The sequence below is a fragment of the Pseudomonas sp. Z003-0.4C(8344-21) genome (assembly GCF_900104975.1).
Taxonomy (GTDB): Bacteria; Pseudomonadota; Gammaproteobacteria; order Pseudomonadales; family Pseudomonadaceae; genus Aquipseudomonas; species Aquipseudomonas granadensis.
Genome location: NZ_LT629756.1, coordinates 3,423,733 through 3,439,616, shown reverse-complemented (window position 1 = coordinate 3,439,616; position 15,884 = coordinate 3,423,733). Strand labels below are relative to the sequence as shown.

Here is a 15,884-nt window from a genome sequence, read left to right as displayed (position 1 = left end):
CGAGCCTGCTCGCGAAGGCGGTCTATGAGCGAAGCATGATTCGACTGATTCAACGCCATCGCGAGCAGGCTCGCTCCCACAGGGGGCTTGCGTTGTTCAGGCGAGTTCTGTCGATTGAATCAACTCAACGCCGGCGCTCTGCATTTTCTCCAGCGCCGACTGCAGTGATCCATTCAAATCGATTGCCCGACACGCATCCAGCACCACATAAGCATTGAAACCCGCCGCTCGGGCATCCAGCGCGGAAAACATCACACAGAAATCCAGCGCCAGTCCGACCATGTAAACGGTGTCGATGCCGCGTTCTTTGAGATAGCCCGAAAGTCCGGTAGTGGTATAGCGATCGGCTTCCAGGAATGCCGAATAGCTGTCGATATCAGGATTGCAGCCCTTGCGGATGATCAACTGGGCGTGCGGCAAGTCGAGTTGAGGGTGAAACTCGGCGCCGGCTGTGCCTTGCACACAGTGCTCGGGCCACAACGTTTGTTCGCCATAGGGCAGTTGAACGCTATCGAAGGGTTGCTTGCCAGGATGCCTGCAGGCAAACGAAGCGTGGCCCGACGGGTGCCAGTCCTGGGCGATGATGACCTGGCTGAACTGCCGGGCGAGCCGGTTGATCAACGGCACAACAAGATCACCTTCCGGCACTGGCAATTGCCCGCCGGGGACGAAATCGTTTTGCACGTCGATCACCAACAACGCGGTACGGGATGAATCAGGCATTGCGTGTCCTCCTTGAAAACAGTCGCTCAGCATAGTTCAGGACTGTTCATGCGCCGAGGCGGCTTTAACGATTTTGCCTTGCTTTCAAGTTCTGGTGCAGCGTTGTGCCCGCTCGTGGGCCGGCGGTTGCTTTCCGTACTCCGAGCGGGTGGCGAACCGTGGTTTGACCGTGTTGCCTGCCAGCCAAGGAACGCGCGATCGGCCAGAACACCGCCAGCAAACAAAGCTGCTGCGGCGGCAGCAATAAACCAGCGCCGGCTCAGCCCTGGCTGTTCAGGCGAAGGAATCGCGTCCAGCCGCGCCTGCAAACGTTCGAGCGGTGCCTGTTGTGCCAGCTCGTCGTAGGCTTTTTGGTAGGGCAGGTTAGCCCGACTGAGCCACTGCACGCGCAGGTTGAGCAGCGCGTCGTCCGCGATGGCCTGTTCCAGCAGGCTGCGTTGCTCGGCGCCGAGTTCATTGTCCAGCCAGGCGACCAGTTGCTCATCCGAAGGTGTCTTCATGAGTGGTTGGCCTCGGTAGAGGTCGAAACCGTGTACAGCGGTGGGTATTCAGCCAGTTTCAACCGGGCGGTGGCCAACCGCGTCATGACTGTCGCAACTGGAATTTGCAGAATGTCGGCGACTTCGCTGTAGGAAAAACCTTCGACGTAAGCCAGATAAACCGTCTCGCGCTGGGTTTCCGGTAAGGCGTTCACACGGCGAATGACCTGTGCAGCCATTACGTGGGGTTTCGCAGCAAATGCGTTGTCAGCCTCTGTGCCATTCCCAGCCGGTTCCTGACGCACCCGGCGCGTGCGCACTTCGTTGATCCAGATTGAATGCAACAGGCCCAACAACCATCGCTCCATACGCGTGCCCGTCACATACTGACCCGCGCGTTCGAGTGCGCGCACGCAGGTCGCGTGCACCAGATCCTCAGCCACATGCCGATTGCGCGACAACAGCAAACCGTAGCGCCACAGTCGCGCCAGATGCTGTCCGAGTTCTGCTCTGAACGCCTGCTCGCTGATGGCGACTTCCCTTATCAATGTTCAGGTTGTGATGAGTCGTGGACGGCACTGGTTTGCAACGCGCATTTCTGCGATTTGCTGTCCCAGACCTGACCTTTCGGGCATTCGGGTTTTTGCACCGGCTGGCCTTTTTCTTCGGTAGCCAGCGCCAACGGGCTGGAGATCACCGCGACCAACAGCCACGGGGCGGCGAACATAACGGAACGGATAGTCATGGGCAAGGCTCCACAGAAGGTTGAGTCCGCGCGGGGACAAAACCGGGTGAAATTTTGTTCATTACATTGTCAGTGACTGTTGAGGGTGCGGATAAATTCAAGCGCTATGCTCGGGTGGGTCTGCCGTCGATCCGATGTATTGCTGTAGGGAGCATTGCCATGAACGGTCCGTCATTCAGCGGCGAGCGAGTACAAGACCGCCGCTGACAGCTATGTCAATGGCGCTGGTTGTAGCAGAGCCGCAATTGCGCAGCAGGGACGTGGTCAGGGTACCCTATGAAACGGCTGCGCTTGTGGCAGTCAAACGGGGCTGAGGCGGGCAGGCACCCTGAAAGCAGAGTCGCGCGTCGGGGTTTGTCAAAGGGGTCAGGCTCTTAATGTCAAAGGAGTCAGGCTCTTAGGTGTCAGGCCTGTCATGACGAACCGGCCATTCTTGATCTCGACGGTTTCCACACTGTTTTGGAGTTTAGCGCTGAACTCGACGCTGCCCTCCAGTCGCGGATCTCCCTCTTTCGGTGCAACTTTCAGGATCAAGGTGCCACTCGTTGCCCGATAGATTTCTGGATCGTTCAAAGTGCCAAAAGCATAGCTTGCTCGATATTTACCATTTTCGGTCAGCGTATAGGTGTCTGGAGTTGTTCCTTCAGGAAAGTAAACACTCAAAGCGGCTTGTCGTTGAGGCAGCGGTTCGGGAAAAGTCTGAATGCCTATAGCTTGCCAATAAGGATCAGGCACCGGATTGGAACTGATGGCCAGTTTCACATCCGTCGTATAGAACGTCGGGCTTTCGCCATCGATCGTATCAGCAGAGAACTCTCCAGTAGTTTGGTTCTTGGAAGCTGTCATCGCTAATGCTCCTTATGCACGAACTAAAGTGGGAGCGAACTCCCGGTCAAGGCTCAAGCTACTGCATCAGGATCTGCGGCATAACTGTCAGAGTTGACAGTTGACAGGCGAACTATTCGGGAATTTTTAATCGAAGCCGTGACTCCCTGCTTCGCATCGTTACACAAGAAAACGAGCCTGCTCGCAATTGCAATTTGCGCGACAACCGATCAGCCCACGCGAGCCAGATCCGCAGCCTTCCGGTTGCGCTCGCGAACCCCACGTACCACCAGATACAACAACGGCCCAATCGAAACAAAAGCCGCCGTCAGCAACAGATAAGGGGCCACCGACCAAACCGGCTGCCCGCGCGACCTGGCATCCTTGACCATCCAGACGCCCGCCAGTGTGGCCAGCAAGTACAGATCGATAACAACCTGCGCAGTGTCCGGACGCGACATCAGGCTGATGCCAAAATCGATCACCGACTGTTCGGCCTGGAGCATCACTGAAACGGTGTAACCACCAAAAGCGAGCAAAGCCGTGAGGGGCAGGGCGATGGAGATCATGCGTGCCTTCCTTGGTGCGATGAGAGAGTCGCCACACTAACGCTTCCGGCTGAATTTGGCCATTGACTCGCCCGCAGCGAGCAGGCTACTTTCCGTTCCATGACTTCCACCGTATTGCGCTGCCAGCCAAGCATTATTACCGCCATTCCTCATTTGGCGGGCTAGCTCACGACTGCAGCACCCAACCCGCCCTAGAGGCGGGTTTTCACTTTCTGTCTCCGGGGTTTTGAAAAACGTCAGGAGACGACCATGCCGCACAGCCCCGACCAGCAAGCCCTGCTTGAGCACTACGTAAAAAAGATCCTTGCTGCGTCGGTGTATGACATTGCCGTGCGCACGCCATTGCAAGCGGCGCCGGCGCTGTCGGATGCGCTGGGCAATCGGGTTCTGCTCAAACGTGAGGACTTACAGCCGACGTTCTCCTTCAAGATCCGTGGCGCCTACAATAAACTGGTGCAACTGAGCGAAGAGCAGAAAGCGCGCGGGGTCATCACAGCCTCGGCCGGCAACCATGCCCAGGGAGTGGCGCTGGCGGCACGCGAACTGGGCATCACGGCGACGATCGTCATGCCGTCCACCACGCCGGAACTCAAGGTCCAAGGCGTGCGCAGTCGGGGAGCGGAAGCGCTGCTGCATGGCGAGAGTTTTCCGTTTGCACTGGCCCATGCGCTGCAACTGGCCGAACTCAGCGGACGCACCTTCGTCTCGCCATTCGATGACCCTGAGGTGATTGCCGGGCAGGGCACCGTGGCGATGGAAATTCTTCGGCAGCATCAGGGCGCGCTCGACGCAATCTTTGTTCCTGTGGGCGGTGGCGGGCTGATTGCCGGAATCGCCGCTTACGTCAAATACCTGCGCCCGGAAGTGCGCATCATCGGCGTTGAATCCGAACACTCGGCGTGCCTGAAAGCTGCGCTGGAAGCGGATCAACGTGTGGTTTTGCCCAGTGTTGGCACTTTCGCCGATGGTGTCGCGGTCGCACAAATCGGCGCGTTTGGCTTCGAAGTCTGCCGATTTTGCGTGGACGAAGTCATCACGGTCAGCAACGACGACCTCTGTGCGGCGATCAAGAACATCTACGACGACACGCGCTCGATCACCGAGCCTTCGGGCGCACTGGCAGTGGCGGGCATCAAGCAATACGTGGGCCGAACGGGTGCGCAGGGGCAGACTTTCGTGGCGATTGATTCGGGCGCCAATATCAACTTCGACAGTCTGCGTCATGTCGCCGAGCGCGCCGCGGTGTGCGGCGTCCCTGCTTGATGAACGTTACGGCAGCATTGGGCGCAGGAAGCTGCGCTCGTAACTGACGATGAATTTCTTCTCTACAAGATTGGCAACCAGTGCGGTGCTTTCCGCATCGGTCATCGCAACGTGACGATAGCTTTCGTAGTCTGCCAGCGAAGGAAAGCTGAACAGACAATAAGCGATATTGCTCGCGCCTTCGGACGGAAGAAAGTAACCATGATGGGTGCCGCCCAAACGCTCGACGATACCGAGCCAGGCTTTGGCGTAATCTTCGAACTCGGTCAACTGATAGGGATCGATGACGTATCTGACGTGGCAGGTAATCAAGCCGTACACTCCTTGTTGTGGTTATTCCGGCAGCGCCGTGCCGACTTTTTCAGATGCCGACCAGATCCGATAACGCACTTCTACGTCCGATGGTGCGTAGACCACAACGGGTAATTTGCTGTTGTAGCGCAGTTTGAAACCGTCACCGATAACCGGCACGAACACGCGTTTCTTTTGCGAACCGGGCGGGCAAGCCATCATCGTGCTCACCGGGCCGGTTACCTGTTCCAGGCGGTAGAACGGATAACCCCAGCCTTCGAGGTTCTTTTCGACCAGCGCGCCGCCGAGCCGCTGGCGATTGCAATCGACCTCAAGGGTTTTGCCAGCAAGGATTTCGACCTGAAAGTTCTCTTCCTGCTCTTGCTTGGGCAGATGAATGACCTGGCGGGTGAAGCCGGCCTCAGCCTTTGGATAAGGCGCGACATCTTCGAGCTTGGCCGCGTGGGCGAGGGTAGAAAGGCTGGCAACAAGCAGCCCGGTAATCGCGTATGCGCGTAAAGAACCCATGGAAGCCTCCGTGCGGGTGTCGGGGTAGTGAGGCATTCTTGCCGCCACGGATGCTTAATGCAAATCAGGGCGTACTTGCAAAATGCAGTGCGTGGGCAGGCCTTTCTTGCATTTTGCAAATAGCACAATGCTGGCCAGTGCGCCAAGTGACTGATTTGTAAGGCGTGACAAGAAGCCGATCAAAGGCACGCTTTATGCGTTCTATTAGTGCGGCGCACCGGATTTGGGCGCCTACACTCCAATGGGCATTTCGCAGTACCGCCGCTTGACGCACCCAGGGAAACAGCGGGGACACACCCGCGCAGGGGCGCAACGGTCAGCGTGAATACTTGATTGGCATCTCACAGTAAGGAGAGGGTTCGCCATGTTTCTGTCTGCCTTGGAACTACGCAACATCATCGAAAGCAGTTTTCTGCCGAAACGCTGCCAATGCACGCTGTCGCCGGATCTGTCGATGACCATCAAGGTCTTCGGCGATCATCGGACCGATCAGGTAGACCTGCAGGTCAACGGCATTGATGCGAGCCGGCTCAACAGCTGTCGCGAAATCAACAATCTGGTCGCGGGGCTTCGCTCCGATCTGGCCCAACAAACTGCGCCGCATCAGAGCACCGTCCGCTCGCGAGCGGTTTAACGCACCGTTTCACCCAGCTCGACCGTCACGCGCCGGGCCTGCACAAAACCAAGGCCCAGCGCGAACTCGACCAGCACCGCGAGCAAAATCCCGGGGCCGGCATGACCGTTGAGCCATTCCGCAAAACCCAGCACCGCTAACCCAAGACAACCGACGATAAAACCGTTGCTCAGCGCATTGCGCCCCAGCGACGGCGGTGCATTGCGCACCAGATAAAACATCACCCCCAATGCCGCAAACAGCACTGCACTGCGCCGCGCGACAAAACCGGCCCCCTCGGAATACTCGATGCTCCAGATCGCCAACAGCCGTTCGGGGAAGATGCCCCAGGCCAGCGCCAACAGAAAACACAACGAACACGTGAGACTGGACAACGTGCGAAACGACAACTGCATGGCGAATCCTTGCGGCAGTGAGGAAGGCTTCGAGCATAACCGCCGAAACCCCTCCCGCCTACCGCAAAGCCGCGAATCAGACGTTTCTGTCAGTTCTGTAGCTGGCACGCGTCGGATAATTTCCGGTAGCTGATTTCTTCAGGTCTGCCGTTGTTGTCGATGTATTTCATGTCAGCGGTGATGACCTTGCATTCCAGAGTAGGTGGCTCGGTCAGTGCAATTACCTTCGCTACTTGCAGCGGCATGCCGTACTTGTAGGGCACGGCGTTTGAGGGGGTTGTGTCATTGGCTTGGGCCAGTCCGGTGAATGCGGCGCAGGCGAGGGCGGCTGCGAGCAGTGAAAGACGAATGTTCATGAGAGGACTCCGGTGCGACGGTTCTGGAGTTCGGCGTGATTCACCCGAATCTGCCGCACTGGACAACAGCCAGAATGGTTGAGGGCGTGCGGTTCAGTGGAGTTTTTGACTACGGCGTTAAGGCAGGGTTAACCGGGCTGAATGGTGGCTGTCGGAGGTGTGGGATGGCTTTCTTCCCAAGATCTCGCGAACTCAGACGCAGGCAGGTGCATTGCGTTCTTTGTGCTTCAAGCAAGCGGGCGTGCAGGACGCGCCCACATCAATTGTGCGCTTAACCCGCTGACGCAGGGCAATGACCATAGCAGGGGCGCAGCAACGAATGTTGAGTTACTGCGCGTCGGTTTAATATTTGAATGAGAGCGGAGCGGGAAGGCCTTGGGACGGGCTCGACGCTAACTATTCCTTCCGCTTGTATTATTCGCGTCATTATTGTTTTTGAATAAAGTAATTTATCGGCTTAGTTTGTCAGGGAAGAAAGACAGGGGCGAGTGCGAAGAAGCCCATTCTTTGGAAAGCTTTTTAGCTGCTTCAATCTGTTTAACAGACATTTTAGCCGCGATTCTAGGTAACGTGTATTCAACGTTTTCCTTCATGCCACCCCCTCCGTCTAGCTCGGACAACCAGGATATAAGCGCATAGCCTTTTATAAGGTCGAGGGGATATCCGAATGTATCGGGCTCATGAGCTAGGTCAGCGCCGTATCCGAAAACAGTAGGTGCATACCCTGCTAACGCCGCCTGTTCATTCCAGTGGCGAAATCCCTCAATATCGCCACGTTTATGCAATATTTCACCATATTCCATCATCGACTTAGGGTAACCGCCTTCAGCCGAAAGCTTAAACCACCTTTCAACTGCTTCGCTTCGTTTCCAAGGCAGGAAAAAACCATCACCTTGCCTGAGGGAGACCGCCATCCAATATTGCGCAAATGCATTTCCCGCAGAGGCGGCCTTTTCCAACCAGGTATCATCTAGCGTTATTTCGTACATTAAGCACATCGCCTCCGCGTCTCCAGCCTCGGCTTTTTCTTGAGCAATTTGTTTTGCCCGATTCAACCATTCTACAGGTGGCTTCTGAGAAGGAGCGCAGTCGTTGGATATTTCACACATATCATGCTCAATGCGGCCCAATTGAATCATGGCATACAGATTGTTCTGACTTGCTGAGGCTTCATACCATTTTCTGGCCTCTTTGTTCATGTAATGATTTTTCTTTCGAATTGCTTCGCCTAAATAATACTGTGCTTCAGGGTCGCCTGCCTCTGCTGCGATGGTCAAAAAGGAAATGGCTGAGGCTGTCTTGTATTGGTTGTAGAGGGTAATGCCGTTATCTCTGGCAGATTTCTGCTCGATATCCAGTTGGGCTTCCACGTATGAGGGAAGCAGAGTCATGAATAACAGGAGAACGGCGAAATACTTCATTGGGTTTATCAGTCTGACTCGTCAAAAAAAGATCATGCTAATTAGTCTTCAGCGGCTTAGTTTGTCCGGGTAAAATGAAAGGGGGGGGTGAGTCGCCTTCCATTCTTCTGCAAATCTTTTACCTTTGGTAATTTGCTCAGTTGTCATCTTCGCTTCAATTTTAGGTAGTTTGCTCTCCACTCTTGCTTGTAAACCTCCACCCCCATCTAGCTCCTTCAAGGTGTAAACCAGGGCATAACCTTTTACGACATCGAGCGGGAATCCATAGGTGTCTGGCTCATGAGCAAGATCAGAGCCGTAACCATAAACCGTGGTGGCATAGCTTGCTAAAGCTGCTTGCTCATTCCAATGACGGAATCCCTCAATATCACCTTTTTCATAAAGAAGTGCTCCGTATTCCATCATTGCAGGCGGGTAGCCGCCCTCAGCAGAGGCTTTGAATAATTGTTCAACAGCTTCAGAGCGTTTCCACGGTAGGAATACGCCATCTCCTTGATGGTAGCTTTTAGCTAACAAGTACTGTGAGAATCGGTGATGTTTTGCAGCCGCTTTTTCTAACCAAGTTGTATCGAGTGTTAGCTCATACATGATGTACATGGCTTCTGGGTTTCCATCCTCAGCCTCAGGCTGAGCGATGCTAGATGCTTGATTCAGCCAGTCTGATGGTTTTTTTTCTGTAGGTGGACAGTCTTCTGATAATTTACATAGATCCTTTTGTACTCGTCCAAGCTGGATCATTGCGTAAAGATCCCCTTGAGCAGCTGCCATTTCATACCACTTTTTAGCTTCAGGATTCATATAGCTATTTTTTTGCCGCAACGACTCAGCTAGATAATACTGCGCTTCATGGTCACCAGCCTCTGCCGCTATTCTTAGTAGAGGGGCCGCTGAGACAGCTTTAAGTTGATTGTAAAGGATTACTCCTTGATGTTTTGCTTGCGACTGGTTGGTGTCCAAGTCGGCATTTGCCTGGTTGGCAATGACAAGTATTGATGCGGCTAAAAGTAGTTCTATAAGGCGCATGTTCTTTTCTCAAATGTTACCGGTTGGGGCTATATATTTGGCTGTGCCAGACGGTATGTAAGTTCGGCCGAAGAACTGGGATCTCTGACATTGTCCATCCTTTTTCGCGCCTAGCACTTTTACGTGGGACAAATAATCGGCGCGCATGTCATCACCGGCACGGTTCGTTAGGCGGAGAACCGGGTCCGCCATGAAATTGTCAAGTAAAAGCCTGTTCTCGCAATAAAACTGTTCTGCGTTTGCTGGCTTTATTCCGAACTTATTCATAGACATGCATATGTCTTCAAACTGAGTTTGCGCTTTGTCAACGGTATTGTCTTTCTGCGCGCGTTTCAGGAGCCAAAACAAAATTTTCTCAATGGCTTGCTGTTGCAGTAAATGTGACTCTTCCTCACTATATTTAATCGTATCGTCTTTTTCTGCTGTTTTCCCTGTGGGGCTGGTAATGGTCACAGAAAAATCACTTGGAGGACTGATCAGGGTCAGAAGTAGAGGACCTAAAGCTCCGGGTATAGCGTTTATGCACCACTCCTCGAGTTCATGTTGGTTCTCGTAAGACATAATGGTTTGCGCTATCGCACTGCCTTTGCCTGTTGCAGTTAAGGTCTCATAAAGCGTCATTACCGCATCAGCGCCCATAAGATAAATCATGCGAATATCAAAACCGCCAATGCCCAACGTATTTAACTTTGAAAGGTACGCATAGGTTTCGTCTTCAATGACAAAGTATGGGTTCTGGTTGTTTTTATAGAGTTCTCTACGAAACATGTTAAGCAACTCTGTGACGGCATCGTAGCCGACTTCGAACTTGAAGGAGCCACCGACGCCTGGGCCGGCAATCAACGCTGCTTTGAGCACCAGAATCAAGCGGCCCTCGTGCAGGGAAATACTTGCTTCGGCCCTCGCTCCGAGACCAGCAGCGGCGTTGAGTTCCACGGTCAAACGCGCAAGGCTGAACCATTCGTTGGCTTTCATTCCGGCGGCTTTTCCAGAAACGGGCGCTTTGGTTAGCAAGGCTACTTCGGAGGGTGGAGCCCAGTTTAGTGCTCCGGTGACCATGATCCCGGTTTGAAGGCCAGCGAACAGATTGAATGCGGCTTTTGCGCCGTCCTGTATCTGTAGCGTTTCAGGAACTTTTTTAATTTGGTCGCTTTTTTCAGTTCTCGCATAGCTGCGCTTGTCGGGGTTGCGCACCACCGGTTCCGGAGGCGCCAAATGGAAGCCAGCGTTACCGACATCCAATGCAATTTCCGAAGAAAGCAGCAACGATGCGCCGGCGTAGCCCCAAGCCTTCGCGCCTAGAAAGAGCGAAAACCGTCCGAGGTTCATCTTTTGCTGTATATCTTCGGCATTTCGGTAGGTGATGACGATATCCTTCGCGCTAGCACGGTCTGGCAAGTCGACTTTAAAAAGTTCGACCTCACCTCTGGCAAGATCAACGGCAAAGGTGGCCTTGGCCGAGGCTTGGAACCCTTCTGCCAGAGTCCAGCCCGGCCCTTCTACTTTTGTCGACGAGTGGATGGTCTCCGTGGTGGAGGGCATCAGGCAACGAACCAGTTGGGCTTGCGGTGTGATGTCGAAAATCCGGAAGGTCTTGCGTACGTTGTCCTTGAACAACACTTGCTGCAATCGATCCCCCCATTCTTTACGGGTACCAGCGTTCTCCAGCGCAGTGACCTTGTACTTTTTGTTTTCAAGGTAAGCTTTGAATTTTTCGATTTCGAACCACCCTTCGGCGGAGAACCAATCGCTTTCCTGGTCCTTGATTCTTAGCGCGCCTTCGCCTTTCAGCCACTGTCCGAACAAGCTCAGTTCGCTGTCCGTCGCTGCTTTTCCATCGCTGTTGCCCGGACGCTTCGCCAGATCTTTGACTTTGGCGCCAACTTTCTTCCAGTCATCCTTAACGGTCTGTTTGAGTCGTGGTAGCGAATACATGCTGAGGTAAGTCAGCGGTTTTTTCAGGCTGTCCGCCATGCTCATCTCGGCCAACGGAAAGCCGTTTTTGATCAAGCGCTCTTCAGGTCTTGCCTGAAATTGCTCTGGCTCCCACAACAGATGACGGCGAACAGTCGCCGTTGCCACATTGCTCTCAGCCCGAAGACGTAGTTCTTCTTTCGACGCCTGCAAACTGTCCCAGTCGGCACGTTCATTAGTGACCAGGTTGGTGGGCGCTTTTGCTTGTCGACCACTTGCCTCGATCCAGCCTTTGTACTTGGCACTGAGGCGTTCATTGACGTCCTTTTGCTTTTTCTCGAGCGCCATATACTGCTTGAACAGGTCGACACCACCTTCGACTGCTCCGCCCTCAGGAATCAATGCGAACTCCGGCAGGGCAATTCCGTATTGCGCAACGTCGATGATGGCGTCCAGATAAGCGCTGTAGGTAGCTTTCCTTTCCTTGCGTTTGATTTCCTGGTCGCGCACATAGGTGCAGAGCATCAACTGATTGTTAGTGCCGCACATCGCGATGTCGTCGATTCGCTTTTTGTCTTGAACGAGCATCGGCGCGAGCTCTGCCGAGGTTAACGTGGTGAGATCCTTGTCCTCTAACAGCGCTTCTCGCGCTTTCAGGTACTTTTGAACAGCTTCACGAGCCGCAATGGCTTTGGGCGCATAAAGGTTGCCGCTTTCGTACGCGTAGCCTTTTTCCTTGGCGGCGGCAATGGCCATGCGCTTGAGCTTTTGCCATTCGCTATGCATGCCGCGTACGCGGGTTGCTGCATCCCGGGCGGCCATGAATTGGTTTCTTTTGAGTTGGTCTTGTTCAAGGGCGGTAAGCGGGGCGGTAGATTCTGCTGCTGGCGCTGTGGTTGTTAAGTTCTGCTGAGCCTCCAAGAGCGCTGCATCCAGATTGCTGATGTTCGGATGTTGAGCTTCGATTTCAAGCATCCGTGCCTTCTCTTCACCCTCAAGAAAGTTTGCCAGTTTAGGCTCAAGGAAATACTCAAGGAGCCCCGACTCGTATAGACCTTTTTTCCGTTCTTCGGGAGATTTGCTTGAGCTGACCTTCTGCTCCAAGTCACTGGAAGCTTCTTTCAAGGCGGAGTTTGTCCGCTCTGGCAGTAACCAGAAGGACTCATTTTCCGTATCGTAAATTGCACTGCCATAAATGGTGGAGCAGGGCGTTTTCACTTTGTCGTGATCGCTTGGTGTGTCTTCTGGCGCTTCGGGTTGTTCACCTATATCCCGAGGCGGTTTTGCACAAGTTTCATCGGCCACTACCGGTGTTGCAGGTGCCGACTCGGTGTTAGGTGCTGCGCTGGTATTTTGTTCCATTTCGCTTCCATTCATTCTGTACTGACGGGTCATCAAGCAGCGCTGACAGCGAGTTGCTGCAGCTGCTGGACTTTGATGAACGACTCTTCCCTGGATTGCAGGATGGCCATCACTTCTGGCTGCGTTTCGAGCAGAGGGCCGTTGGTGATTGCGCCCAGCTTAAGCAGATGGCGACCTTCATAAATGTTGTGGTCAACCAGCGTCTGGAGGTTCGCCACGAGGTGGGGTAGTTGTTCATCGGTAGGATCACCGTAAGCAGCGTATTGCTCGTCTGCCCAATAAACCCATCCAAGATGCGCTTGAACGCTCGGTGCTTCAGGCGGCAGATTGAAAGCTGAAACGTCGCCCAGCCATTCAAGTTCCGAAACGGCGCGCCAACTCAGCCATCGACCGCGATTACGCCCGAAGTGGGCCGGCGCCGGGCTGTATATACGCTGCCAGGGCCCGAAGAGTTGGTGCAAACTTTCACCGGTGGTATAGGCCAGCGCAGCCCACAGACTAGGTTTGTGATAGCTCAACAAACTCTGGCCGCCAGAACCATCATTGGCCCGCAGGAGCCAACGTGCGTGCGCCAATGACTTGATCGGATCCGCAGTGGTAAGGGCGATGCCAGAGTAGTTCTCTTCGCACAGTTTTGCCGCCTCGGCGGCCAGACGACTGCCCCAAGGTGCGACCAGCCAGAGAGGCCCGTCGGCGGCGATTTCAGCAAAATCGGTATTGAGAAAAAGAGCTTGTGCCTCCACAGGTTCACCGACGCGGTAAAGACGGCTCATGGCCTCTGGCTGGCGGACGCGGTCAATGATGAAACATAACCTCACATCAGAGCTTTCTCTCGGCAGTTCCTCGAATGAGTAACGTGGAGCTTCGAGGAGGGTGCTCAGCGCTTTTACATGCATGTGCAATCCTTACGGCTGCAAGCGCCGTTACTTTGTTTTCCGCACAACGGCGTGATGCCGGACTCGCTCAGGCGCTTGGGTAGCGGAATAGGGACGGTACCAGCCTTATCTGCGTCAGCCACCTTCATCGGCCCCGGCAACAACGGCACCGCCGGCGTGCCCACCCCAGGCGAGCCGCCGGTATTGACCTTCACCTCAGCGCCGCTGATGGTCACGCCACCGGCGTCGACTTTTACGAAGCTGCCGCCGGCCTTGGCGGTCAGTTCCATCGCGCCTTCGACCACCACTCGCTGGCCTGCGTAGTAATGGATTTCGTTGCCAGCCTCAACAAACTGCCCAGTCCCCACCTTCACGTGCTGCGTCACACCCACCGTCAGGTGATCATCCGCGCGCATTTCGCTGATTCGGTCCAGATGGGTGATCCGGTGCTCTTCAACCTTGAATTCGCTTAGGGTGTTTGCTTCAACAGTGTCATGCCGTTCGTTGCCGACGCGAATCTTCTGGTCGTGTTCGATGTTTTCGTCCCAGTCGCGCTGGGCGTGGATGTAGATCTGTTCGGCGCCTTTCTTGTCTTCGATGCGGAACTCGTTGTAGCCCTTGCCGCCCGGGGAGCTGAGGGTTTTGAAGGTGCTGCGGGTCTTGTTGGCGGGCAGGTCGTAGGGGACGACGTTTTCCTTGTGGTACAGGCAGCCGCTGACCAGAGGCTGGTCGGGGTCGCCTTCGAGGAAGGTGACGAGGACTTCCATGCCGATGCGCGGGATGGCGATGCCGCCATAGGCCGCGCCGGCCCAGCCGCTGGCGACGCGCAGCCAGCAGGTGGTTTTGTCGTCGGACTGGCCATCGCGGTCCCAGTGGAACTGCACTTTGACGCGGCCGTACTGGTCGCAATGGATCTCTTCGCCGGCAGGGCCGGTGACGATCGCGGTCTGGCTGCCGAGGACTTTCGGTTTCGGGTGTTCGAGGGCAGGGCGGTAGTGCGCGTCCCACGGCGTGGCGAGGAAGCTGTTGCGGTAGCCCTGGTGGAAATCGCTTTTGTTGTCGGTGACGTCGCTGGTGACGTTTTCGCCGAGCACTTGCGGTTGTTTGCCTTCGTGGAGGACTTCGAGCAGCAGCCACAAGTCGTTCCATTCGGCGCGCGGGTGTTCGGCGAGCGTCAGGAAATGACCGCTGGTCAGCGTTGGTTCGTCACCTTTGCCTTCGGCGAGTTTGTAGTCGCTGCGATGGCGTTCCAGCGCGCGGGTCGAGAGGAACTTGCCGCGCTCGCGGGTGGTGAAGCGGCCGGGGTAGTCGTAGTCCTCGAGGTCGGGGGCGAATTCGGATTTGACCGCGCCCTCGGGCAAAAGCTTGGGTTTCTCGAAATCGTAATCGCGGCGGCTGACCCGGGTGGTGCGGGTTTCCAGGCGCAGGTTAAAGCGTTTGATCACCGGTTTGTCGGCGGCCATGCCGGAGTCCTGCTGGTAGCTCACCGGTTTGAGCTTGCGGAAGACCGTCTGATCGTCGCCGAACACCAATTTGTGGCCACTGCTGCTGTGCTGGAAGTGAAAGTGAATACCTTCCTCTTCGCACAGGCGCTGAATGAAATGCAGGTCGGACTCGTCGTACTGCACGCAGTAATCGCGTTCCGGGTATTCGGCGCCGAGCTGAAAACTGTACGCGTCGGCGAGGATGCCGCGGTCTTCCAGTACCTGAGCGATTATTTTCGGCACGGTCAGTTGCTGGAAAATCTGCTGATCGTGGTTGTGCCGCAGGTAGGCCAGTTGCGGCACCAGGCTGAGGCTGTAACGAGTCAGCGTCTTGCCGGAGTCGCCTTGCTCGATGCGATAGACCAGACCGTGGATCTTGCCTTCGCCGGTGGCGCCGAAGGTCAGCACGCCGGGCTTGTGCAGCAGCTCTTCGAGGTTGAGGTCGGGTCGGGCGCTGACCAGTTCGAGGTCGAAACGGAACGGCTCATTCAGGGCTTCGCGACCGGTGAAGCTGAGGACCTGCAGGTCGGCGTTGGCGCCTTCGAGGGTGAGGGTGATGTGGGTAGCGTTGGCGTCCAGCATGCCTTGAATTCCGTCCGTGAATAAGCAGGACACAGATGTTGCAGGATTAAGCCGTCTCGTTCAAGGCGCAAAAGGCGTAGGTGGGATGGGTATGGGGTATAGGGAAAACCCTTAGGGGGGGCGTTTCGGCTAATGAACCCGGGTGGTTGGCGGGGTGTGGCCTTGGCTATTGGCGACTTTTCTTACGCGTTGATGTTGGAGATTCAACTGTCGAAGTTGCCGGGGAGTACGGCAGGTGGCGATCGTTGGCGTCTGGTAGACCGCTATCGCCAGCAGGCTGGCTCCCACAGGTATTGGTGTCGTACTGGGGGAGAGAGGTGGGTTTTCAATATTGTCAGTGACTGGAAGTAAGCTATCGCCAGCAGGCTGGCTCCCACAGGGATTGGTGTCGTGCTGGGGGAGAGAGGTGGGTTTT

At 55.3% G+C, this 15,884-nt stretch carries 15 protein-coding genes and 2 pseudogenes; 2 read left to right on the top strand and 15 right to left on the bottom strand.

The window, feature by feature from the left end:
* Positions 1 to 96: 96 nt before the first annotated feature.
* From pncA to BLU24_RS15600, 6 genes and pseudogenes are all read right to left on the bottom strand, one after another.
* Positions 97 to 723, bottom strand: a complete 627-nt coding sequence (pncA, locus tag BLU24_RS15625) for a bifunctional nicotinamidase/pyrazinamidase (protein ID WP_093101748.1) — start codon at positions 721 to 723, stop codon at positions 97 to 99.
* 158 nt (positions 724 to 881) lie between these two features.
* Positions 882 to 1,223, bottom strand: a pseudogene (locus BLU24_RS15620) (transcriptional regulator); the annotation flags it as partial.
* Positions 1,220 to 1,693, bottom strand: a complete 474-nt coding sequence (locus BLU24_RS15615; protein WP_231990228.1) for a sigma-70 family RNA polymerase sigma factor — start codon at positions 1,691 to 1,693, stop codon at positions 1,220 to 1,222. The gene BLU24_RS15615 and the pseudogene BLU24_RS15620, both read right to left, overlap by 4 nt.
* A 53-nt stretch (positions 1,694 to 1,746) precedes the next feature.
* On the bottom strand, positions 1,747 to 1,947 hold the full coding sequence (locus BLU24_RS15610; protein WP_157720854.1) for a hypothetical protein: 201 nt from the start codon (positions 1,945 to 1,947) through the stop codon (positions 1,747 to 1,749).
* A 366-nt stretch (positions 1,948 to 2,313) separates the two neighbouring features.
* Positions 2,314 to 2,793 carry a hypothetical protein gene (locus tag BLU24_RS15605; protein WP_093101745.1) on the bottom strand — a complete coding sequence of 160 codons (480 nt, stop codon included), beginning with the start codon at positions 2,791 to 2,793 and terminating at the stop codon, positions 2,314 to 2,316.
* A gap of 209 nt (positions 2,794 to 3,002) precedes the next feature.
* On the bottom strand, positions 3,003 to 3,341 hold the full coding sequence (locus BLU24_RS15600) for a DUF2834 domain-containing protein (RefSeq protein ID WP_093101744.1): 339 nt from the start codon (positions 3,339 to 3,341) through the stop codon (positions 3,003 to 3,005).
* 249 nt (positions 3,342 to 3,590) lie between these two features.
* Between BLU24_RS15600 and ilvA the strand changes: the two are divergent.
* Positions 3,591 to 4,580 (top strand): annotated as a pseudogene (gene ilvA, locus BLU24_RS15595) (threonine ammonia-lyase, biosynthetic); the annotation flags it as partial.
* 30 nt (positions 4,581 to 4,610) lie between these two features.
* Here ilvA and BLU24_RS15590 read toward each other — a convergent pair.
* Positions 4,611 to 4,916 carry an NIPSNAP family protein gene (locus tag BLU24_RS15590; protein WP_093101742.1) on the bottom strand — a complete coding sequence of 102 codons (306 nt, stop codon included), beginning with the start codon at positions 4,914 to 4,916 and terminating at the stop codon, positions 4,611 to 4,613.
* 21 nt (positions 4,917 to 4,937) lie between these two features.
* Positions 4,938 to 5,423, bottom strand: coding sequence for a serine protease inhibitor ecotin (gene eco, locus BLU24_RS15585; protein ID WP_093101741.1), 486 nt, complete (start codon positions 5,421 to 5,423; stop codon positions 4,938 to 4,940).
* Between the two features lie 364 nt (positions 5,424 to 5,787).
* Between eco and BLU24_RS15580 the strand changes: the two genes are divergently transcribed.
* Positions 5,788 to 6,057, top strand: coding sequence for a DUF1652 domain-containing protein (locus BLU24_RS15580; protein ID WP_093101740.1), 270 nt, complete (start codon positions 5,788 to 5,790; stop codon positions 6,055 to 6,057).
* Here BLU24_RS15580 and BLU24_RS15575 read toward each other — a convergent pair.
* From BLU24_RS15575 to BLU24_RS15545, 7 genes are all read right to left on the bottom strand, one after another.
* Positions 6,054 to 6,452 carry a hypothetical protein gene (locus BLU24_RS15575; RefSeq protein WP_093101739.1) on the bottom strand — a complete coding sequence of 133 codons (399 nt, stop codon included), beginning with the start codon at positions 6,450 to 6,452 and terminating at the stop codon, positions 6,054 to 6,056. The genes BLU24_RS15580 and BLU24_RS15575 overlap by 4 nt on opposite strands.
* Positions 6,453 to 6,541: 89 nt before the next feature.
* Positions 6,542 to 6,808 carry a DUF2790 domain-containing protein gene (locus tag BLU24_RS15570; RefSeq protein WP_093101738.1) on the bottom strand — a complete coding sequence of 89 codons (267 nt, stop codon included), beginning with the start codon at positions 6,806 to 6,808 and terminating at the stop codon, positions 6,542 to 6,544.
* 449 nt (positions 6,809 to 7,257) lie between these two features.
* A complete protein-coding gene (locus BLU24_RS15565; protein ID WP_093101737.1) occupies positions 7,258 to 8,229 on the bottom strand; it encodes a tetratricopeptide repeat protein in 972 nt (323 codons plus the stop codon).
* Positions 8,230 to 8,277: 48 nt separating this feature from the next.
* Positions 8,278 to 9,252 (bottom strand): tetratricopeptide repeat protein, encoded by a 975-nt coding sequence (locus BLU24_RS15560; protein ID WP_093101736.1) that lies wholly within the window; start codon positions 9,250 to 9,252, stop codon positions 8,278 to 8,280.
* Positions 9,253 to 9,261: 9 nt separating this feature from the next.
* Positions 9,262 to 12,528 carry a hypothetical protein gene (locus tag BLU24_RS15555; RefSeq protein WP_093101735.1) on the bottom strand — a complete coding sequence of 1,089 codons (3,267 nt, stop codon included), beginning with the start codon at positions 12,526 to 12,528 and terminating at the stop codon, positions 9,262 to 9,264.
* A 32-nt stretch (positions 12,529 to 12,560) separates the two neighbouring features.
* Complete coding sequence (locus tag BLU24_RS15550; RefSeq protein WP_093101734.1) at positions 12,561 to 13,424, bottom strand: DUF4123 domain-containing protein; 864 nt, start codon at positions 13,422 to 13,424, stop codon at positions 12,561 to 12,563.
* Positions 13,415 to 15,469 carry a type VI secretion system Vgr family protein gene (locus BLU24_RS15545; protein WP_093101733.1) on the bottom strand — a complete coding sequence of 685 codons (2,055 nt, stop codon included), beginning with the start codon at positions 15,467 to 15,469 and terminating at the stop codon, positions 13,415 to 13,417. Before BLU24_RS15545 ends, BLU24_RS15550 begins: the two co-directional genes overlap by 10 nt.
* Positions 15,470 to 15,884: the final 415 nt, after the last annotated feature.